At 44.1% G+C, this 20,855-nt stretch carries 18 protein-coding genes; 5 read left to right on the forward strand and 13 right to left on the reverse strand.

What is annotated here, in order from left to right; genetic code table 11:
* The first annotated feature begins 935 nt into the window (after nucleotides 1–935).
* Nucleotides 936–2,348, forward strand: a complete 1,413-nt coding sequence (locus QT397_08435; GenBank protein ID WNZ57349.1) for a DUF945 family protein — start codon at nucleotides 936–938, stop codon at nucleotides 2,346–2,348.
* A gap of 928 nt (nucleotides 2,349–3,276) precedes the next feature.
* Nucleotides 3,277–4,414, forward strand: a protein-coding gene (locus QT397_08440) for an IS3 family transposase (GenBank protein WNZ57350.1) whose coding sequence is annotated in 2 segments (ribosomal slippage) — nucleotides 3,277–3,530 and nucleotides 3,529–4,414 — 1,140 coding nt in all. Because the reading frame shifts where the segments join, the coding sequence is not laid out codon by codon here.
* A 265-nt stretch (nucleotides 4,415–4,679) separates the two neighbouring features.
* On the opposite strand, the gene QT397_08445 is transcribed toward QT397_08440, so the two are convergent.
* On the reverse strand, nucleotides 4,680–5,297 hold the full coding sequence (locus QT397_08445) for a LysR family transcriptional regulator (protein ID WNZ57351.1): 618 nt from the start codon (nucleotides 5,295–5,297) through the stop codon (nucleotides 4,680–4,682).
* Nucleotides 5,298–5,387: 90 nt separating this feature from the next.
* Here QT397_08445 and QT397_08450 point away from each other — a divergent pair, with 90 nt between their 5' ends.
* Together QT397_08450 and QT397_08455 are read left to right on the forward strand one after the other, a co-directional pair.
* Complete coding sequence (locus QT397_08450; protein WNZ57352.1) at nucleotides 5,388–5,837, forward strand: SDR family NAD(P)-dependent oxidoreductase; 450 nt, start codon at nucleotides 5,388–5,390, stop codon at nucleotides 5,835–5,837.
* Nucleotides 5,834–6,136 (forward strand): SDR family oxidoreductase, encoded by a 303-nt coding sequence (locus QT397_08455; protein ID WNZ57353.1) that lies wholly within the window; start codon nucleotides 5,834–5,836, stop codon nucleotides 6,134–6,136. The genes QT397_08450 and QT397_08455 overlap by 4 nt, the downstream gene beginning before the upstream one ends.
* A gap of 44 nt (nucleotides 6,137–6,180) precedes the next feature.
* Here QT397_08455 and QT397_08460 read toward each other — a convergent pair whose 3' ends face one another.
* The 10 genes from QT397_08460 to QT397_08505 all read right to left on the reverse strand — a co-directional run bounded on the left by QT397_08460 (nucleotide 6,181) and on the right by QT397_08505 (nucleotide 16,733).
* Nucleotides 6,181–6,414 (reverse strand): DUF5062 family protein, encoded by a 234-nt coding sequence (locus tag QT397_08460; GenBank protein ID WNZ57354.1) that lies wholly within the window; start codon nucleotides 6,412–6,414, stop codon nucleotides 6,181–6,183.
* Nucleotides 6,415–7,433: 1,019 nt separating this feature from the next.
* The gene (locus tag QT397_08465; protein ID WNZ57355.1) at nucleotides 7,434–8,036 is read right to left on the reverse strand and encodes a class I SAM-dependent methyltransferase; all 603 of its coding nucleotides are present in this window, start codon (nucleotides 8,034–8,036) and stop codon (nucleotides 7,434–7,436) included.
* Nucleotides 8,037–8,501: 465 nt separating this feature from the next.
* Nucleotides 8,502–9,767, reverse strand: coding sequence for an amidohydrolase family protein (locus QT397_08470; protein WNZ57356.1), 1,266 nt, complete (start codon nucleotides 9,765–9,767; stop codon nucleotides 8,502–8,504).
* A 788-nt stretch (nucleotides 9,768–10,555) separates the two neighbouring features.
* On the reverse strand, nucleotides 10,556–10,906 hold the full coding sequence (locus tag QT397_08475) for a hypothetical protein (GenBank protein ID WNZ57357.1): 351 nt from the start codon (nucleotides 10,904–10,906) through the stop codon (nucleotides 10,556–10,558).
* Nucleotides 10,907–10,966: 60 nt separating this feature from the next.
* Complete coding sequence (locus tag QT397_08480) at nucleotides 10,967–11,377, reverse strand: hypothetical protein (protein WNZ57358.1); 411 nt, start codon at nucleotides 11,375–11,377, stop codon at nucleotides 10,967–10,969.
* 596 nt (nucleotides 11,378–11,973) lie between these two features.
* Nucleotides 11,974–12,177 (reverse strand): cold-shock protein, encoded by a 204-nt coding sequence (locus QT397_08485; GenBank protein WNZ57359.1) that lies wholly within the window; start codon nucleotides 12,175–12,177, stop codon nucleotides 11,974–11,976.
* Nucleotides 12,178–13,014: 837 nt separating this feature from the next.
* Nucleotides 13,015–13,365, reverse strand: a complete 351-nt coding sequence (locus QT397_08490; GenBank protein ID WNZ57360.1) for a hypothetical protein — start codon at nucleotides 13,363–13,365, stop codon at nucleotides 13,015–13,017.
* Nucleotides 13,366–13,484: 119 nt separating this feature from the next.
* On the reverse strand, nucleotides 13,485–13,967 hold the full coding sequence (locus tag QT397_08495) for a YcxB family protein (GenBank protein ID WNZ57361.1): 483 nt from the start codon (nucleotides 13,965–13,967) through the stop codon (nucleotides 13,485–13,487).
* 668 nt (nucleotides 13,968–14,635) lie between these two features.
* Nucleotides 14,636–15,205: a hypothetical protein gene (locus QT397_08500; protein ID WNZ57362.1), complete on the reverse strand. Its 570-nt coding sequence runs from the start codon at nucleotides 15,203–15,205 to the stop codon at nucleotides 14,636–14,638.
* 883 nt (nucleotides 15,206–16,088) lie between these two features.
* Nucleotides 16,089–16,733, reverse strand: a complete 645-nt coding sequence (locus QT397_08505) for an SIMPL domain-containing protein (GenBank protein ID WNZ58526.1) — start codon at nucleotides 16,731–16,733, stop codon at nucleotides 16,089–16,091.
* A 129-nt stretch (nucleotides 16,734–16,862) separates the two neighbouring features.
* On the opposite strand from QT397_08505, the gene QT397_08510 reads away from it, so the two are divergent.
* Entirely contained in the window at nucleotides 16,863–17,990 is a 1,128-nt protein-coding gene (locus QT397_08510) for an ISAs1 family transposase (GenBank protein ID WNZ57363.1), read from the forward strand.
* A 589-nt stretch (nucleotides 17,991–18,579) separates the two neighbouring features.
* Here QT397_08510 and QT397_08515 read toward each other — a convergent pair.
* Both QT397_08515 and QT397_08520 read right to left on the reverse strand, forming a co-directional pair.
* Nucleotides 18,580–19,086, reverse strand: coding sequence for a HEAT repeat domain-containing protein (locus QT397_08515; protein ID WNZ57364.1), 507 nt, complete (start codon nucleotides 19,084–19,086; stop codon nucleotides 18,580–18,582).
* Between the two features lie 771 nt (nucleotides 19,087–19,857).
* Nucleotides 19,858–20,340: a hypothetical protein gene (locus QT397_08520; protein ID WNZ57365.1), complete on the reverse strand. Its 483-nt coding sequence runs from the start codon at nucleotides 20,338–20,340 to the stop codon at nucleotides 19,858–19,860.
* Between the last annotated feature and the right edge of the window lie 515 nt (nucleotides 20,341–20,855).

The following is a 20,855-nucleotide window of genomic DNA, read 5'->3' on the forward strand; positions in this document are numbered from 1 at the left end:
TACTTACTGCTTTACACAAGGTTTCAGTCTCACTCTTATGGAACTCAACGCATTTGTGGTTTATTCGTGCATCATTAACTTTCTGCTCTACCCAAATTTTGGGTTGCATAACTACCATTACATTGGGGTTAGGTACCCCGTAATTCGACGGTTTTCTCTGTCTCGCATGCTCTCCTCACGGCTAAGCTGTTTGTAAAAGACGTGAGAGGACGTAATTGAATATCTATACAGGTATATGGTACCAGAGTGCCGTTGTTTGTGGGCAATGAATGTAAATCTTTCAGCTTTTAGAAACGTGTCGCACTTTTTTGGAGAATCAACTTCCTTATGCAGTTTCTCAACTTGTTTTGCTAGATATTCGTCTTCTGTCAGAGGTTGAGGTTTCATCCCTTTTCATACTCATACTACGGCTGGTCTTCTAGACCAACTTTTTCTCTCTACTTTCCCGTTGTTATCTATACTTCATTTCTGGATGTAGTCCGATGATGTCGGAGGTGGTACTCGTATCTACCATTAGTTGATTAATGATAGCGATCACTTTAACTATGAACGCTGTTGAGAATGCAACAAGGTGCTCTTCGCAAGTATTTTCGGAACCTTCTCCCGATATATTCAAAGAGAAGGCGATTATTCAATGGAGCAAAACTTCATCCAAGATTTGATTCGCGATCTCCCAAGTACCACGTAGTAAATTTCTTCCACCATTACCGCGCATCAGTCAAGATAACGTACGCAATAGAATTCATAGAGCTTGCCTTACTTATTGCCATTATAGGTACGCTTGTTTTGTAATTGATATCTATTGCGCCTGAAGTCTTTACTAGAAAAGTATATATTTTGACTTACAGTCGTCTGTAAATATGAGATAATGCTGGAAATAACTCTGTCGATAATAGACCTGTCTTCCATCCCATTTGTAAATTGGATTTATCTCAATGAAAAAAGTATTAACAGTATTGCTTCCAGCAGCAGTGCTTACAGGTGTTGTTGCGCCGAAAATTGTTGGCATTCAACTTGAGTCATCCATTGATGAAATAGTCACTGCCGCGAATGAAAATTCGGCATACACGGTTGAAGTAAAAAGCATGGATTCATCCTGGTTTTCAACCCAGACAACCTTTTTGGTGAGCTTGGATGTCAGTGCTTTCTCGGATGTATCAGGTGCCCCTGAAATTGATCCTTTTTCTGTAGAAGTAGACTTTAGTGCTTCCCACGGCCCCTTCCGTTTCGGCGAGCATGCTGGTTTTGGTTGGCTTGGCTGGACGCTAGAAGTTGCCGGTGATCAATTGCGTGAACATTTGGTTTGGGCTGAGGAAGCTCCTTTTTACCAGATCCATGGCAATATGAATGCCTTAGGTGGTTATTACTATAACGATAGCATTACGCCATTTACTACTGATGTTGAGAATCAAAAAGCTCAGTTAACCTTTAGCGGTTTTCAAGGGAAAGGGCAATATCAGGATGAGCAACTAGCTTATCAGGGGAGTGCCGATAGCCTTACCGTTACTTCCGAGCTAAGGGATTTTAAGGTTGAAAGGTTGACTATGGATATGACCATGCCTTCCTCCCTTGAAGCAATTTTTGAGAGTGCTTTTTATGATTCTGATACAACAATTAACCTTGGCGTCATCAAGTTAATAAATGATAAAGAGCAGGAAGAAAATGTTGACATTGCTGATCTATATATAAAAGCCAGTACTGAACTTAACCCAGAAAATCAGCTGGGGAATATGCAAGTTGCCTATGGAACTAAAAAGGTTGATATAGCTGAATTCCATGGTGAAGACCTGGCCCTTGAGCTTGAGGTCACCAATATCAGTCAGGAATTTTTGAAGTCTTATCAGGACTTTGCCGTCTCACTCAATAAACTACCTACGGAAGAAGCAACCGCTAAGACAATGGAGTTTATGAGCGAAAACTTGCTATCTTTAGTGGCTGGCGAGCCTCAACTGAACATTACCAGCTTACGTGGCACTTTCCCACAAGGCAGCTTTAACAGTAACCTTCATACTAGCTTAGTTGGCATCAGTGCGTTACCGGAGCAACCGCTAGATCCGGCTTTTTGGCTGTCACACACCTTAGTTGACGGAGAGCTAAGTGGCGATAAAGCTGTGATTGAATTTATTGCCGTACAAGTGATGAAAGCCCAATTGAAAAATAACCCTCAAACTCAAGGTATGAGTGAAGAGCAACTGGAGCAAATCGCTGCTCAACAAGTGCCGACGATATTAGCGTCTCTTGAACAGCAAGGTTTGTTAGTGTCTACCAATGACGGCTACATCTCAAATGTCAGCCTGAAAGACAGCGAGCTTAAGGTGAATGAAAAACCTATGCCGCTACCGCTTTAGCAGATATTAGCTGTTTGTGATAGAAGTGGCTTATTTTAAGCCACTTCATACTTCCCCTTCTCTTGTTACTCTTCCAAGGCTGATGATTCATTTGTTTTCCTGTTTTAACAGTGTTGTCCTGGGTTGCCAATAAGGTTGGACATAGGTTAGTGTTGTAGACGGTATAATCGCAATAATATCTCATCTAAACATTGCTGCCCCGTGGTTATCATGAGCTCATATGTGACTCTCTAAATACTGATGATGTAGTTATTAAATCAAAGCTAAGTAATAATAAGTGTTATAGCTTGTGGTGCTCTATTTTTAATTTTAGTATTTTTTTTGGTAAGTAATTATCAATATATTTAGATTGCGAAAGATCGCTTTGTGGATATCTTTAGGGTGGGGTATTGTTAGAACTCTATTTTCAGTTTTTTGATTTCTGATTTGCTAAATTTTTTATCTTCAATATCACATGTATCCCTTACTTTATTCATGTGTTCTCCGTTCGGCATTTTACACTTGTGTATATAATGTGTGTATTTAGCATTGTTAGCACCTAGCAAAACATGTAGTGCTGAGTCTGGTGCCTAATCAAGTTACGTGACTATGACTTTTTGCTTTTGCGGATTTTAAACATTATTATTTCCAGAACTCCTTACATCAATTAGCTACGAGACCGCTGGATCAATATTTCCTGAAAATATTTTACTTGTAGATGGATTAATTCCATAAGGCTATTAACGCTTGGGGTTATCTGTAAAGCTTCGCCGTGTCCAGCTAATTGATTATTGTTAAGCGATGCCTTATCTCTCTCCTGACTTGCATTGAACAGCTTGATTTACCTCGCTGAGTATAAAGTTACGAAATGCCTGTACTCCAGGAGTGTAGTGGTCTAATCCTTCCGGACACTTCGCTAAGATGGTAAAACTACCAAGCGAGGTGAAGTATGACAACAAAAGGTACACGTCGGCATTTCAAGCCGGAATTTAAGAAAGACGCCGTAGCGCTAGTCTCTGAGCAAGGGTATTCAATTTCTAAAGCAGCAGAGGTTGTAGGAACAACAGCCAATAACCTGCGACGCTGGATAAAGGAACTGAAGCAGGAAGAAGACGGTGTGAGGTTGGATGTAGGTGAGCGCGCAGAATTAGAGCGATTACGACGTGAAAATAAGCAGTTGCGGATGGAGAAAGAAATCCTAAAAAGGCCAGCGCCTTCTTTGCGAAAGAAATGAAATAAAGTACAGCTTTATTGAAAAACAGCAAGGCAGCTTTCCTGTTAGGGTGCTCTGCCGGGTAATGCAAGTAAGTAAAACTGGTTATTACGATTGGTGTTGCCGTGGTAATAGCTCAATAGATGCTCAAACATGGCAACTATGCCATCGTTTGAAGGCCCTATTTGCAGAATCTAGACAGAGCCTGGGAAGTCGTCGGTTAATGAAGCTGTTACGTAAAGAAGGCTTTGAAGTCGGGCGCTATCGAGTCCGCAAGCTCATGAAAAAGCTAGGCTTGGCAGTAAAGCGTAAGAAGCGATTTACACTGACGACAGACAGTAAACATCACCTGCCGGTCGCAGAGAACCTTCTGAATAGGGAGTTCTCACCGAGCGCTAAAAATCAAGTTTGGACGACTGATATTACATATATTTGGACTTCGCAGGGCTGGTTGTACTTGGCGGTAGTGATTGATCTCTATTCGCGCCGGATTATTGGTTGGCATCTAGATCGCAAGATGGAAACGGCCCTGGTAACTCGTGCGTTGATGATGGCTGTCAATTTGCGTTCGCCCCCAAAAGGTCTCCTGCATCACTCTGATCGTGGCAGTCAGTATGCCAGCCATACCTACCAAACGTTATTGAGTCAGCATGGGATGGTGTGTTCAATGAGCCGTAAGGGAAATTGTTGGGACAACGCACCGACTGAACGTTTCTTCAGCAGCCTGAAGCGGGAGTGGGTAACGGGAAACCTTTATCCGACAAGGGAGGATGCGGTAGCAGATGTAAGAGCCTATATTGCTTATTACAACTCACGCAGAATACATACAACACTGGGAGACCTAGCCCCTATCGAATTTGAGAAATGTGCTTAAAGAAGTGTCCGGTTGGAGTTGACCACAACAGAGTATCAAGTTTTTCGTATGGGCAGACAAGATAATAAGAGAAGTTGGAATCAATACTTACATCGAATGGTTTTACGATTCTTCCAGATTTTAAGTCATCCTCGATTAGCGATATTCGGCCCAGCGCAACGCCTTGGCAGTTTTCGACTGCAATTGCGAGAGAGTTACTATCATTCATGACGCTACCTGATCGCGGATCGACATCGTCGACCCCGGCTGCTTTGAGCCACGATGCTCAATCGTCAAAATTATCTTCATGCAGTAAGGTTTGATGCTTGAGGTCGGAAGGCTCTTTCAAAGGATTTTTGCCGTTAAGCAGCGAAGGGTGGCAAATCGGGCTTAAATCGAGCGGCAACGAAAGCCTGGTCACTGAGCCTTGCCAGTTTCCATCACCAGCTCGAATGGAAATATCGACGCCATCGTTAGTGAAATTGGCGAGAGCCAGGGTATGGTGAACATTCAACTGTATATCAGGGTAGGCTCTCCAGAAGTTACCTAACCGCTGTATTAACCATTTGCTGGCAAAACTGGGGGTTACGCTCACGGTTACCACCGGAGATTGACTCTCGGCTTTGATGAGGTGGAGCGTATTTTCGAGTCGATCAAAACATGCACTGGCTTCGGATAACAGCTTTTTCCCAGCATCGGTCAATGAAATCGACTTTCCCGCACGATGGAACAATTTTACACCCAGTCTCGACTCCAAATTTCTCACTTGGTGACTGATCGCCGTTTGCGTAACGCTCAACTCCTTCGCAGCATCGGTAAAACTCATATGCCTTGCCGCAGCCTCAAACCCACGCAAGCCGGCCAAAGATGGTAAAGATCGTGTTTTGGTATGAATTAAACTCATAAGTACATGTAATTATATCCTTTTGCTACCAATTTTAAAGATCGTATATTGATCTCCACCCATGAATTATTTGCACTAGAGGATAGCGTAATGTCCGAAACAAGAGTTGCTATTATGACTGGAACTGGTCAGGGAATTGGTGCCGGCTGCGCCCGCGAAATGGCTAAGGCGGGTTACAAAGTCTCGTTGATGTCCCCCTCCAACCGCAGTGTTGAACTGGCCAAGGAATTAGGTGGTATAGGGCGGCAGGGTTCGGTTCTCGAAACCGCAGATCTGCAAGCAATGGTCGACGACACGATGCAAACCTATGGCCGTATCGACGCCGTCGTTAGCAATATGGGCCATGGTGGCGGGGTGCCGGAAGAAATTAAAACAGTAGGGTTCGATCCTGATTTCAACGGCCCCCTGCTCGAGCTAAGTGATGATCTCTGGCATGAGAGCCTCGATATGTACGTGCTCAATGTCGTCAAGCTTGCCCGTATCGTCACGCCGATTTATATCGAGCAGGGGGAGGGGCATTCGTCAATATTTCTTCAATGAATACGGTTGAGCCGAGAGCGCCTTATCCGATGAGCATGCTGCGTGGCGCTTTACATAGTTTTGCCAAGCTCTATGGTGATCGTTATGCAAGATACAATATTCGCATGAATAATTTAATGCCGGGCTTCTGTGAAAACGTAAACCTGTCGGAGTTTGCCCGCAGATCCATACCCGCACAGCGCACTGCCACGTTCGAAGAAATCGGGCAGACCTGTGTCTTTCTTGCTTCACATGAAGCCCGATACATCAATGGGCAAAGTATCTTGTCTGATGGCGGTATGAATCGGGCGGTTCGCTAGACACTAGCGACTACTTGATTTAGTTGAAAATCCTATTAGAGCGCTCAGTACTTTGAAGCCCAAATTGCCAACCTATGCATGATTGCCTTCTGTGATATCTTGTCTTCTGGAAGCGGTTGAATTACTTTATCGTGAACTAAAAGACGGTAAATATATTCGAGTTTCTCGTGAGCTGAATCGGTAGCTTCGAACTCGACAACTCCTCGCTTGGTGCCATATGCAGTACCGAGTGCTATAGCCTTTTTCACTAACTCTTTTTCGTTTTTGAGTTTCTTCATTATTATGTCTCAACGAGGTTGTCGATATTACGCACCTACCGTTTTTAGCAGAGGGAAACTGCGGAACCGCAGGTCTAGTAATTTTTCAGCTTACCTAAATTTGTTAAGGACTGAACCTCGGCACTAACTCTCCAAGTATGCCCCAACAACCGATTCTAATTCTTGAACTAACTCTGAGTCCATGTACTTGTATTCATCTGGGATATCTAAGACATGAACTGGCTTATGATCCAGGATTCTAGAGAATTCTGCTATTAGCCTATTTTTATGCTTTTGTTCCATGATGAATATCACGTCAGCCCAGCGAACATCCGCTGAGCTGACTGTTTTTTTAGCTCGCGGGCTGGTACCCGCAGATTTAGCGTTGAAATCAGGGTGTTTTCTCCAAATGGCTTCAGCTGTAGGACTACGCCACTGATTCCGGCTACATATGAATAAGAGATTTCGCATATCTTAATCTTTCTCAGGAAGCTCAGTATTTAGGATTTGAAGCATAGTTCGCTTGGGGTACTCGATCCCTAATTGCTTAGCTCTACGAAGCTTTTCAGAGCATGTATACATCAACTTCCAGTTTTTCTCCGAAATCCTCGGCTTTTCAATTCTAGCACTATTCTTATGGGGCTTAGCTTTGGTCTTGGATCTTCTCGCAGCCCTGTTTCTTAAATCATCCATTATTCTTTCCTCTATCAATTATCGGGTTCAGCAGCCGCGATAAAACGGAGAGGACTCCTAATCTTGCGTGTGTTTAACACTTGGCGCGACGAGGAAGCACACAATGCTGAGTCCAGCAACACCTAGCATGGGCATGGACTAATGGAGTTATAGCCCACTGTAGGAAGATTACCGTTCAATGGATTCCATTAAATGCTAACTACTAGCGAATGGCAACTGCAGCACTGTGAGATCTTATGGAGAGGAAGCCGCTAGTAAAACGGAGATTCATTACGGATAGGGAACCGCCAATTGCGGAGCCGCACGATGGGTGGCATGGGGGGGCTAGAAACTACCGGCTACCCGATTTAGGTTTTTTTCGCTACGATGGAGAATATATGCCAATGATGCGGTGTACCATCTGTAGTTTCTCCTGAAAGGTCATGTTCAGTCCACTTTAATAGCTCAAAGTTACTGAGGTATTTTCTTATCTTCGATTCATTCATAACTAGAGTATCACTCCAAAATGCTTCCTTATCATACTCAGGCCCAGCCATTGTGTCTTTCGGCCCTAGGAATGAACCACAAAAGATTCCACCCTCTGTCAAAGAGTCAGTTATTTTCAACCAAACTGACTCAAAATCTTTTTCAGGACAAAAGAAAAGACTGGCATCAGCAACTACCAGCGAGGACTCAGGATAGTTAAAAGTATTAAAACTATCCTTTGATAGAATAACCTGCTCATCATCTTTGAATCGTTTACGACATCTAGATATAGATTCATTTTCGATATCAAAGGCATGAACTGTGAAATCTTTACCGCGCAAATAAGCGATATCTGATCCTGCTCCACAGCCACAATCAATAGCAACCTTTCTTCCTTTTACTTCGCTAAGAGCAAAAATTAAATCTTCTCGAGTATCACTGTGTTCTGTTGAGTCATAATATTTGGAGATTTCTCTCGTTGACATTCCCTATCTCCGATAAGCAGAAAATCTAACGTCGCCAACAGCGGCCGAGCGTAGCGAGGTCCAGCTCCCGAAGGGGGATGCTACTTGGCCTTGGTATTCCCAGTATGGGCGTGGACCAATCCCCTGTAGGAATATCACTGCTGAATGGGATCCATTAAATGCTAACTACTAGCGAATGGCAACTGCAATACCGTAAGGTATCGTGGGGAAGAACCGCTGGTAAGACTACGAGCTGACGGACCGAAATATCCTAGAAGGCTTAGCTTGGAGGCGAGGTGGACAGGGATACCGAAGCCATATGATCTAACGGGTAGAGTAAATGATATCGTTGCGTGATCGCTGGGTAGATACTCATTACCGATAGCGAGCTGCCCATTGGGGCCCGCACGATGGGTGGTGTGGAGACCGGTAGATAAAAACTACCGGTTACCCGATTTATAAATCGTTAACGGGGGATCAGGGTATTTAAATCGATGTCAGTTCACGTTTATCCAACGCAATTCGTCCTGATAGAACGACCATCTTGATATTTTTAAGGTCACGAATATCACTCCAAGGCTGACCATCGACAAGTAGTAGATCAGCAGATTTACCAACTTCAATAGTCCCCAGTTGATCAATTAACCCTAAAGCTTCGGCACCATTTCTAGTGGCGGCTATAAGCGCTTTCGCATCAGGTAGTCCAGCATCAACCATGCGTGACAATTCATTGTGGTAGCTGTCACCAACAATCATTTTGCCTTGTGTATCAGTGCCAACTCCAAATTGAACTCCAGCCTCGTGTAGGGCCGGTATATTCAAGTGTCCCTTGGGTTCTCGGCCTAAAGTTGGCACATAAACTATATTGTGCTCGACAATTAATTGCATTGTTTCTAGGCTAATGAGATTGCCATGTCGCACACCATGCTCAATGGTAGTTATTCCAGCTTTAATAGCTTCATTAGTTTCTTGTGGAGAGCCTGTGTGTACCGCAACCCAAAGCCCATGCTTGCGAGCTTCTGTTGTAATAGCCTGCAAGGTTTCCTTTGAGATGCGTGGTAACGTGATTTCGCCTTGTTCATTTGTATGGCCCTGATAGACGGCTTTAATACCGTCAATGCCTTGCTCAACCAGAGCAGCGATTTTCTCCTTTACATATTTTGGATCATCGGATTGCACGACCATTTGCTCGATCATCCGATTTGGTATTCTTTGAACCGGATGTCCACCAGGAGCAGTAAATATAGGCCCCGCAATAAACATATGTGGCCCAGCAACCTCCTGGTCATCAAGTGATTTTTTTAGCTTATAAATTCCCGAGCTGGGATCGCCGACGGAACGATAACTTGTAATACCTGATTCGATCAGCTTCCGTCTAACATCTGGTTGCAATCGGATCGAATTCCAAATCATTGCAGGTAAGCTGCTCTCGCTAGAATCAGCTTTACCACTGAAAAAATGACCGTGAAGCTCTATGAGTCCAGGTACAATTGATTTACCTGTTGCATCAACTTGAATAGCATCTATTGGTACTTCACAAGTATTCCCCAGACAGGAAATTTTTCCATCTTCTACAAGGATTCCAGGGTTCTCAATGGGCAACGTACCAGTACCATCAAATAAGCTACCATTGCTAATCCACATGCTTCTACTTGGTTGCTCCCAAACATATAGATTATGGTTGTAGGCGACTATAAATGCGATCCCACCAAGGACAACAAAGCTGGCAAAATATTTTAGAAATTTTATCAATGAGAATCTCCCTTATAATTATAACGCCCGACCACCGAGCAAATTTTGATAGCGATTTGTGTGTAATTTCGCTTAAAAAGTGACAGCTAAAATTTATCCCGTGCAGCCACCTGGTACGCCCAGCATGAGCGTGGATTAAGTGGGGTGAAAGTCCCATGTAGGAGGATCACCATTTAGTGGGTTCCATTAAATGCTAACTACTAGCGAATGGCAACTGCAACACCGCGAGGTCTTATGGGGAAGAGGTCACTAGCAAAACTACCAGCTGACAAATAGAAACATCCTAAAAGGCTTAGCTTGGAGGCGAGGTGGCCAAGGATACCGAAGCCGGGTGATCTAACAGGTAGAATTAATGATGCAGTTGTGGAGTGAAAGATCACGCTCCTATCTGGGGGGATCTGTTTCACTTGCTGCTGCGAAGCTGTCTGCCCAACCCGTTAGCTGACATCACGGGAATAGAGAATAAGTGGCGAACACAGCAGAGCCTCGGTCAGTAATGGCCAAAGTGATTAAACAGAGGTCAGCCGACGGCATAGTAGCTAAGTGCCTAGATTAATACCTTGGATACGGTCAAAGCCTCAATCCTAAATCCTCGCTCTAAAAGACAGGGCTAGCCTACCGATACGTTTTCAGTTGGATAAAGTTGAGGTACCGCACTGCCATGATACTCAACTCAATTGAAGAGCTGTTTGAGACTATCGTTCGCCCGTACAGATAGGGAGCCGCCCATTGCGGACCCGAACGATGGGTGGTGTGGGGGCCGGTAACTAGAAGCTACCGGATTTAGATCAATTAACCTTGATGAGCCCACCAAAACACCCCTTTGGCCCACCAACACCATAGGTATACTCGTATATTTCACCTGCTTTGACGGTTAGCTCAAAATCATTTTCATTGCCAGCGCACGACATAGTAATTGTATGTTTGCCTGGGCTGACTGCTACAGGGCCATTTTTTGTATTTGCAGGTAGGCCATCAATGGCAGTCAAAGAAACCGTTGAGCCGCCGCTTGTTATTGACCAAATATTGGTTGAGCCTGCCCTAATAAATGCTGATTTCTCTAGATCTTCCTTTGGGATAGAAGCTGCGCAACCAGCTAGAAAAAATACCAGTGACAATGCTATTAAAATGCATCTCATTTTTTTCTCCTTAGAATTTGCGCCCTGTTGCACTTTCGGGGGTTAGATTGCAGCTGCATGTTATGGCTGGAGCTTACCCTGTCGTTGAAGCCAGAGTGCCCGCTCCTGATGTTTTGATAATCTTGGCCTTGTAATTGTTATAACTATAAACATGTTCATTAGACCGATGAAAAAAGTAAATGGATTTCCTGTTACCAGTAGCAACAACGGTCCAAGTAGAAATATTAATCCAGCAGGAATAAGCCTAAGCTTAATACTATGGGCGCTAATTGCCAGCTTAACAAAACCTCCGAGGACTACTCCTGGAATAACCCATCCTAAAACAGAAACAAATAACTCCGGCGCAGCATAAAAGACTGCTAATGTTGGAAAAATTCCAATCAGTGTGGCTATCAACATGCCCCACAGGCTTTCTCGTTTATTCAAGTTTCGTAATATCTCTTTTTCTTCTTGATATTTTTCTATTGTCATCTCTTACTCGATTACCAACTTAACCATAGTGCGTCAATAACCCACAGCTGAAACGTAGCGAAGCGGATTGTAAGCTGTTGGCCGCTTAAAGTGCGAAGTTAACTGACTTAGTGCACCCAGCGTAGGCGTGAACTAATGGGGTGAAAGTCCTCTGTAGGAAGGTCACCGTTTAATGGGCGCCATTAAATGCTAACTACCAGCGATTGGCAACTGCAATACTGCGAGGTCTTGTGGGGAGGAAAAACTACGAGCTGTCTAACAACCTCCTGTAAGGCTTAGTCTGGAGGTGAGGTAGACAAGGAGCCGAAACTGGGTGATCTAACGGGTAGAATCAATGATGCAGTTGTGTAACGAAAGTCCGCGTTCCTATCTGGGAAGATCTGTTCAACTTGCCGCTATGAAGTTGTCAGCGTGGCCGGTGACTCAGAAGTAGCGCATTGCCATGATACTTAGCTCAAATGAAGAGCTGCTAGACACTATCGTTGGGTAGAGATTCATTATGAATAGGGAGCCACCCATTGAGGACCTGCACGATGGGTGGCGTGGGGACCGGTAGCTAGAAACTACCGGCTACCCGATTTATGCTGTTAACTATCTTACAGCAACTTTACATTGTTGGCGCACGGTCCTTTTTGCCCTTGCCCCACAACATATTCTACTTTTTGCCCTTCATCCAGAGATTTGAAACCACTCATTTGAATTTCAGAATGGTGAACAAATAGATCTTTGCTTCCATCATCTGGAGTAATAAAACCAAAACCTTTGTCACCATTGAACCACTTTACTGTACCTGTACTCATACTAAATATGACTCTTCTTGGGTGATTGCTATTACCTATTTTCGTTATCACCATCACAAAAAAGGTTTCTTAACCATATTTACACATACGCCCAGCACATGGGAGGCCGAAACAGAGCGAAGCGGCGTGTAGGCCGTCCTGCCCATTTTTTTGCTGGGCTTACGTGCTGCTGCTTGGTGCTCCCCGTATGGGTGGGAACTAACGGTGCCCATTAGATGCTAACTGCTATTGAATGGCAACTACAATACCGCGAGGCCTTGTGGGGAGGAAGCCGCTAGTAAAACTACGAGCTGACGAACAGAAACATCTTATAAGGCTTAGTCCGTAGGCGAGGTGGATAAGGATGCCGAAGCTGGGTGATCTAACGGGTAGAGTCAATGATGCAGTTGTGTAGTGAAAGCTTAAGTTCTTATCTGGGGAGATCTGTTTAGCTGGCTGCTGTGAAGCTGTCAGTATAGCTGCTGAGTCATAAGTAGGCCTAAGCCGCTAACCACCGTCGTGGGGATAGAAAAAAGTGGTGGGACATGGCGACGCCTCGGTCACTAATGGTCGAGGTGATTAAAAAGAAGTCAGCCGACGGCATAGTAACCTAATGCCAGGATTAATACCTTGGGCAGGGTGAAGGCTTAAATCTAAATCCATGAGTTAAATGGCAGAGCTAACCTACCGACATGTTTCCAGTCGAATAAAGTTGAGGTAGCGCACTTCAATGATACTCAACTGAAATGAAGAGCTGATCGAGACCATCGTTGGCTCGTACGGATAGGGAGTCGCCCTTTACAGGCTCGCACGATTGGTGGTGTGGGGCCGGTAGCTAGAAGCTACCGGCTATCCGATTTAAGTTTTGGCTAGTTTTGAACATAGAACCTCGACCACACCAGCTGCATTAAAGTTTAATTTATAGTGAATCCAATTTTCACCTTCCCAGGCTTCACCCAGCTTAAGATGTTCTTTTACCCACTCAGAATCATGTACGGTGTGACAAGAATCAAAGCGCTCAGACTCAGAAATCTCGTATTCTGCATTTTGAAATTTAAACCCTAGCGTATTCTCGCACTTGATAGTGATGTGGTTTTTTTGCCAATCATTAAATTCCAATAGGAGGTCAGTACCATCAAACTTGAAGGTGATATCTTCGGCGTCTGCAACAGAAAAACCTAGATCTATGATTTCAATACTCTGACTCATAACTTCTTTGGAAACTTAACGCCTTGCCAAGCGGCGGCCCCGTAGGGTCGTCGCGTTTGGGAAACTTTTTATGTATTGTATTATCTGCATTGTAGGCACAATTTCAATTTTTATTGAAATCAATGTTTACCCTTAATCTTGGTAACTATCTCATTAATTAATTCAGCAGGTAATAACGATTTAGATAAGTACTGCTGCCCCCCAGATTTAGCCACCAACATAAGCCCTAAATCGGTTTCAATAATACGCTCGATATCTGCCCACGACAGAGCTGTTATCGTATAAGGATTCTGTGTCTGGATTCCATCCTTATCTATGGTTAATTTCACTTCACTACCGGCACTTTTCCCAAGCATCTGTCGTGCTAACCACCAAGCTCGTCGATATCGAATGTGAATCAGTTCCAGCACACCTAATGCAATTAACGTACAACTTGTGATCTTAGGTTGCTCAGTAAATAACAGTAATCCCACACCAGAAGATAATAATAATGTAGGAAAAAGATAATTGGGCTTGACATTTTTCCCATAGTGTAGAGACTGATCATAGCATTCGGCAAGGTAATCTCTAGATAAGGTAAATTGAGTATTAAAAGGCTGCATAAAAACAACTTATTGTGTCTGGTAAATTTGTCGTAGCGCTACAGTGAGTGCCAGGGTGATTCTTTAAGCTAATGTCAATTACGCCACATCTATCAATAAGCTCTCGACTTAGCCCCACATAACACCTTTAGCAACGGCAAATTACGGAATCGAAGGCCTAGTAATTTGTCCGCTTTCTTAAATTTGGCACACCCAGCATGGGCGTGGACTAATGGAGTGAAAGTCCCGCGTAGGAAGATCACCATTTAATGGGCGCCATTAAATGCTAAGTAGTAGTGAATGGCAACTGCAATACCGCGAGGTCTTGTGAGGAGGAGGCCGCTAGCAAAGACGAACAGATATGTCTTATATGATTTGGCCTAGAGGCGAGGTGGTCAAGGGCATCGAAGTCGGGTGATCATCCGGATAGAGTCAATGGTGCAGTTGTGTAGTGAAAGTTCTCGTTCTTATCTGGGGAGATCTGTTTAGCATGCTACTGTGAAGCTGTCAGGGTGGCCGCTGACTCAGAAGTAGCATACTGCCATGACACTCAGCTCAAATGAAGAACTGCTCGACACTATCGTTGGATAGAGATTTATTACGGATAGGGAACCGCCCATTACGGACTCGTATGGAGTGTGATGTGGGGGCCGGTAGTTAGATACTACCGGCCCCCGGATTTAAATGTTTTACTGAATACAACCACTTTCCGCATTTATTGCATATTCGAGCAGTCTACTATTTTTAACTCTTGCATCCTTTATAAATTTTTTCACTATTTTGGGGGCATCTTTGTAGTAAAGCTCTAGATGACCCAATCCATGAAGACCACTTTCGATACATGCAAGGTTATCTAGCGATAAAGCATATTCCATGACCTCAGCAACAGCTGAATATAGAGCATCTGAATCAGGAAGTTCCTCACAATAGCTAAGGGGGGTTGTATCCCAAAGAATATAGCAAAAATTATTGAGTGGATTTCCTACCTCAGAAAGGTGTCCGAGAGAATCTCGGCACCGAAAATTTAAACACTTTGAATACAAGTGCTTTAACGAGTGTATAGCTTGTAGTCGCTTTTCTAAAGAAGATGGACCATCTCTTAAATAGAAAGATAGATCGGAGAAGGTATTGTTAAAAATGTACTCTAATCCTAACGCTAATTGCCAGTCGCTGTACTGTGCTAAATCACTGTCATAATTATCAAACATGCGAATAATATAAGAAACCAATGACTCTCCGGAGATGTCAGGTTCATCCAAATCAATATCCCATCTCCACTCACCAAGAGATTCATTCCTGTTGAATAGGAACTCTAAGAATTCATTGTAAGTCGACTCACTCATATCATTTAACGTTCGTATTTGCAGCGGGTGAAGCGTAGCGTAAGCTGTCCGACCGCGATAGCGGCGAACCAAATGTACCCAGCATGGGCGTGGACTATTGGGGTGAGAGTCCCCTGTAGGGAGATCACCTTTTAATGGGCTCCATTAAAAGCTAACTACTAGCGAATGGCAACTGCAATACCGTGAGGTTTTGTGGGAAGGAGTCCACTAGTAATGCTACGAGCTGACGGACAGATACATCCTATAAGGCTTAGCCTGGAGGTGAGATGGCGAAGGGCACCGAAGCCATGTGATCTAACGAGTAGAGTCAAGGATGCAGCTGTGTAGTGAAAGTTCACGTTCTTATCTGGGGGGATTTGTTTAGCTTGCTGCTGTGAAGCTGTCAGCGTGGTAGCTGACTTATAAATAGGCCCAACTCGTTAGACACCATCGCGGGAAAGAAAAAAGTGATGGAACACAGCAGCACCTCGATCAGCAATGATCTAGGTGATTAAACAGAAGTCAACCGATGGCATAGTAACCAAATTCCAAGGCAAATACCTTGGACAGGGTAAAGACCTGAACCTAAATCCACGAGTTAAAAGACAGGGCTAGCCTGCCGATAGGTTTCCAGTCGGACAAAGTTGAGGTTGCACGCTGCGACGACACTCAACTCAAATGAAGAACTGCTCGGCTCTATCGTTGGGTAGAGATTCATTGCGAATAGGGAAACGCCCATTGCGGACCCGCACGATGGGTGATGTGGGGGCCGGTAGTTAGAAACTACCGGCAACCCGATTTACACTTTTTATCACTTAAGCTAGTTAAGTTCATATATTGCGGTAATTCTTTGGCCCACTTTAATATATTCCGGTACCGCCATAACTAAGTCCATACCGTAAGAATCTGCGGCCATATCCAATGCATATTCTTGGGGGTTGTACTCTAAGGAAAATATAGCGTACGCCTGACCAAAGTTTTCCTCCGTAGTTATACCGTATACACTTTTCAAATTTCTAGATTGGGCTTGGGCAAGAGCATTAGCTTTTTTCCGAGCTTTTGCACTAAGCTCAGTTATCATTTTCTCCTTGTACTCTTCTTCTTTAGACGTCTCAAAGAATGCATCTATATTTTGAATACCATCTAGCTGGATCAGTTCATTCATAAGGCTGGGATATTTATCGAGGTTCGTTAATCTCAAATTGAATCCTTGCTGTACCTCATAACCCAAAATTTCCAAATTATAAGTTCCGTCTTTTCTAGCTCGCTTTGTGTTTTTGTCAATTTGGGTTGACTCTAAACTTGAAATGAGTATTCCATGCTTTTTAAGAGCCTCCAACATCAGCGCTGAGGATTTTGTTAATTGCTCCATAGCTCTATTAGAGGTTTGTTCATAAGCCAATATACTAAAGCGTACTTTTGCTACATCGGGCTTTACCTTTTGCTCAAGTTTCTCCGTGACAATAACGAACGGAAAGTTAGGTACTGGATTTGCAGTAACTGCAGGGCTGTCCCATATAAATCGGTGTAAAAACGAACAAAATAGACCTAGAATAGATATCTTTTTTGATAAATAGAGTGTTTTTCAGACAAAATGGATAGCGTTAGCCTTTTACATCACTTTGACGACATGGAAGATCCTCGAGTTGATCGGCACAAGCTGCACGCCCTGCCCGATATTTTACTTATCATGTTTTGCGGTGTTATTTGTGGTGCTGAAAGCTGTAGAGATTTTGTCGATTTCGCAGAATCTAAAATAGATTACCTAAAACGATTCACCCCGCTAAATAGCGGAATACCCTCAAAAAACACTTTTAGCCGTGTTATTTCAAGCTTAGACCCCGAACAATTTAAGCGCTGCTTTCTGCAGTGGGTCCAAGGTATTCAGCAAGAACTCGGTAACGTGATTGCGATCGATGGCAAGACGCTAAGGCGCAGCTTCGATCAGGCCAGTAAACGATCTCCTATACATATGGTGAGTGCTTTTGCGTCCGAGGCGCGACTTGTCCTTGCTCAGCAAAAAGTAGAAGAAAAGTCGAATGAGATTACGGCCATACCGAAGTTACTGGAGGTTCTTGATCTTAATGGTGCGATTATTACGCTTGACGCCATGGGCTGCCAGAAAACGATCACCCAGAAAATTATCGAACGAGGCGGCGATTATGTGATTGCTGTGAAGGGCAATCAGGACAAACTGCACCAGCAAATTACCACGCATTTTAATAATTTGTTCGATATGCAGTACCACAAGCATGTCGATACTGATTGTGTGGAAGAGGTGAGCCGAGGCCGAATAGAATCCAGAAAATGTCTCTCTACTAACAGTATTGATTGGCTCGGAGGTGAAGAGCAATGGCACGGTCTAAGAAGTGTTATCGCAGTCCAGGCGAAGCGAACTGTAGATGGGCGAACTAGTTGCGAAACGCGCTACTATATCAGTAGTTTAGAGCCGTGCTCAGCAGAACTCAATCATATTATTCGCTCTCACTGGGGTGTTGAAAACTCGTTACACTGGATTTTAGATGTGGTTTTTCGTGAGGATGATAGTCGCTTCAGATCAGGAAATGCACCAGAAAACATGGCGATCTTGAGGCATTCGGCACTCAATCAGTTGCAAGCGGCAAAGCCCAGATTTAAAAAAGACATGAGCATTAAAAGGCTTCGAAAAAAGGCTGGCTGGGATAATGAAACCTTGGGCAAGATAATTACAGCCACCATTTAGACTGATTTATATGGGACAGCCCTGGCAGTAACTGCTAGTGACATAGTAAGTGATAAAGCCAAAACAATAAATTTCACGCACGATTCCTTTTTGAGTTTTAACGCCTCAATCACCCGCAGCTGAAACATAGCGAAGCGGAGTATAAGCTGTCGGGCGCCGAAGGCGCGCAGTTAATTGACCTGGTACGCCCAGTATGGGCGTGAACTAATGGGGTGAAAGTCCTCTGTAGGAAGATCACCGTTTAATGGGTTCCATTAAATGCTAACTACTAGTGAATGACAACTGCAATACAGCGAAATCTTTTGGGGAGGAAACTTCTAGCCAAACTACGAGCTGAAGAACTGAAACATCTTATAAGAATTAGTCTGTAGGTGAGGTGGCCAAGGACAGGAAGCCCTGTGATCAAGCGGGTAGAGTCAATGATGCAGTTGTGTAGTGAAAGTTCACGTTCTTATCTGGGGAGATCTGTTTAACTTGCTGCCATGACACTCAACTCAAATAAAGCGCTGCTCGACTCTAGCGTTGGGTAGAGATCCATTGCGGACCTGCACGATGGGGGGCGGTAGCTAGAAACTGGCGGCTACCTGAGTCAGACATATTTTCCACGTATTTTGATGTTTCTAAGTGTTACTTCCGCCTTCTCAACCACAAACTTGCTTTTATCAGTAAGCATCTTTTTAATTGCATCTATTTCTTCATCCCCAACAAAATCCATAGCGATAAATGAACTTAGGACATTACACCTTACAAATTCATTCTCATCCTCTAACTTGCTAATTAGAATTTTGTTTATCCTAGGATCTGACGGAGATATTTTTGAAAGAGCCATTACGGCCGATTGACGAACCGCCAGGTAAGGGTGATTACAAAGCTCAATTATTCTCTCGGTCGCTTGATTGGATCTAGAGCATAATGCTCCTAAAGCTCCTATTACCCAAAACAGTATTTTTTCATTCTCTGTTTCTAGTGCTGAGGTTAGAGCAACTACGTCTACTTCAGAATCAGTGTTTAGACCGCCGAGAGCAAGCGTAGCTTCCTTCTTTTGCTTTTGGTTACCGCGTGTTAACCAATAAATCCACTGCTCTGTTTGATTCATAATAAATGCCTAATAACTGCCAGCACAGGCTGAAGCATGCAGGTCCAGCCCCTGTAGTTGGTGATGGTGCCTTGCCTTGCCTTGGTACGCCCGGTATGGGCGCTAGTGGGGTGAAAGTCCCCTGTAGGAAAATCACCGTTTAATGGGCGCCATTAAATGCTAACTACTAGCGAATGGCAACTGCAATACCGTGAGGTTTTGTGGGGAGGAAGCAGCTAGCAAAACTACGAGCTGACGAACAGGAATATTCTATAAGGCTTAGCCTGGAGGCGAGGTGGCCAAGGGCACCGAAGCCGGGTGATCTAGCGGGTAGAGTCAATGGTGCAGCTGTGTAGTGAAAGTTCACGTTCTTATCTAGGGAGATCTGTTTAGCTTGCTGCTATGAAGCTGTCAGCGTGGCCGCTGACTCATAAGTAGGCCCACCACTATCGTGGGGGAGACAAAATGGTGGGACACAGCAGCGCCCCGGTCAGCAATGATCCAGGTGATTAAACAGAAGTCAGCCGACGGCATAGTAGCCTAATGCCAAGATGAATACCTTGGACATGGTGAAGGCCTAGACTTGAATCCACGGGTTATAAGGCAGGGCTAGCCTGCCGATATGTTTCCATTCGGATAAAGTTGAGATAGCGCACTGCGATGACACTCAACTCAAGACCTGCTCGACACTATCGTTGGGTAGAGGTTCATTACGGATAGGGAGCTGCCCATTGCGGACTCGCACGAAGGGTGGTGTGGGGGCCGGTTGCTAGAAACTACCGGCTGCCCGATTCAGACATGTATTTGTAATTTACCAGCGCGTTTAGCTTCCCAATAGCCATCTCTTACCGATTTCTGTATATCCTTCCCAAGTGATGCATACCTGAGAATTAAGCCATCACAAACCCATACTCCGGCATATGGTATTAATGCAGTTTCAATTAAAATATAGTCTTCAACAATTTCTTCCAATGGTGAAGTAAGCGCATGGACTTGGTAATACATATTGTTTGAGGTACTTAGCATTACGTACCCCTTCTGATACCTTTTCAAATATACAAACTTATCAAATACGGCCTTCTCTATAGAGGCTATAAATTCATTCCCAACTAGTTTAGAAAATGAATTCTTGTTAAGGCGGAAATCAGAGTATATTTTCTCTCTGAGCTCAGCATACTCACTTGCTCCGTTCGCATTTTCTCCATTATTCAAAAACGCCATTATGGATTTATATTTTTCTAAGAAATCTTCAGCTATATACTTTTCTACAAACATCTCTTAATACTCAAAATGCCTAACGTCACCAACACGGGCCAAAATGAAGCAGCGATGCTGCGGGATGTAGGTCCAGCCAGCTTTGCTGCCGTTCGCGCTTGGCTTTGGTACGCCCAGCATGGGCATGAATTAATGGGGTGAAAGTCCCCTGTAGGAAGATCACTGTTTAATGGGTTCTATTAAATGCTAACTACTAGCGAATGGCAACTGCAATACCGCAAAGTCTTGTGGGGAGGAAGACGCTAGCAAAGCTACGAGCTGACGAACGGGAACATCCTATAAGGCTTAGCCTGGAAGCGAGGTGGCCAAGGACACCGAGCCAGGTGATCTAACGAGTAGAGTCAATGAGGTAGCTGTGTAGTGAAAGTTCATGATCTTATAGGGGAGATCTGTTTAGATTACTACTGTGAAGCTGTCAGCGTGGTCGCTGACTCATAAGTAGGCCTAACCTGCTAGTCACCAGCTTAGGGATAGATCAAAAAATGGTGGAATCCAGCAGCGTTCTCGGGTAGAAA

The sequence above is a fragment of the Microbulbifer sp. MKSA007 genome (genome assembly GCA_032615215.1).
Taxonomy (GTDB): domain Bacteria; phylum Pseudomonadota; class Gammaproteobacteria; order Pseudomonadales; family Cellvibrionaceae; genus Microbulbifer.

Bases quoted from the DNA above. Each gene is read 5' to 3' on its own strand.
- QT397_08435 (WNZ57349.1), top strand. From the start codon at position 936: ATGAAAAAAGTATTAACAGTATTGCTTCCAGCAGCAGTGCTTACAGGT.
- QT397_08445 (WNZ57351.1), bottom strand. From the start codon at position 5,297: ATGAGTTTAATTCATACCAAAACACGATCTTTACCATCTTTGGCCGGC.
- QT397_08450 (WNZ57352.1), top strand. From the start codon at position 5,388: ATGTCCGAAACAAGAGTTGCTATTATGACTGGAACTGGTCAGGGAATT.
- QT397_08455 (WNZ57353.1), top strand. From the start codon at position 5,834: ATGAATACGGTTGAGCCGAGAGCGCCTTATCCGATGAGCATGCTGCGT.
- QT397_08460 (WNZ57354.1), bottom strand. From the start codon at position 6,414: ATGAAGAAACTCAAAAACGAAAAAGAGTTAGTGAAAAAGGCTATAGCA.
- QT397_08465 (WNZ57355.1), bottom strand. From the start codon at position 8,036: ATGTCAACGAGAGAAATCTCCAAATATTATGACTCAACAGAACACAGT.
- QT397_08475 (WNZ57357.1), bottom strand. From the start codon at position 10,906: ATGAGATGCATTTTAATAGCATTGTCACTGGTATTTTTTCTAGCTGGT.
- QT397_08480 (WNZ57358.1), bottom strand. From the start codon at position 11,377: ATGACAATAGAAAAATATCAAGAAGAAAAAGAGATATTACGAAACTTG.
- QT397_08485 (WNZ57359.1), bottom strand. From the start codon at position 12,177: ATGAGTACAGGTACAGTAAAGTGGTTCAATGGTGACAAAGGTTTTGGT.
- QT397_08490 (WNZ57360.1), bottom strand. From the start codon at position 13,365: ATGAGTCAGAGTATTGAAATCATAGATCTAGGTTTTTCTGTTGCAGAC.
- QT397_08495 (WNZ57361.1), bottom strand. From the start codon at position 13,967: ATGCAGCCTTTTAATACTCAATTTACCTTATCTAGAGATTACCTTGCC.
- QT397_08510 (WNZ57363.1), top strand. From the start codon at position 16,863: ATGGATAGCGTTAGCCTTTTACATCACTTTGACGACATGGAAGATCCT.
- QT397_08515 (WNZ57364.1), bottom strand. From the start codon at position 19,086: ATGAATCAAACAGAGCAGTGGATTTATTGGTTAACACGCGGTAACCAA.
- QT397_08520 (WNZ57365.1), bottom strand. From the start codon at position 20,340: ATGTTTGTAGAAAAGTATATAGCTGAAGATTTCTTAGAAAAATATAAA.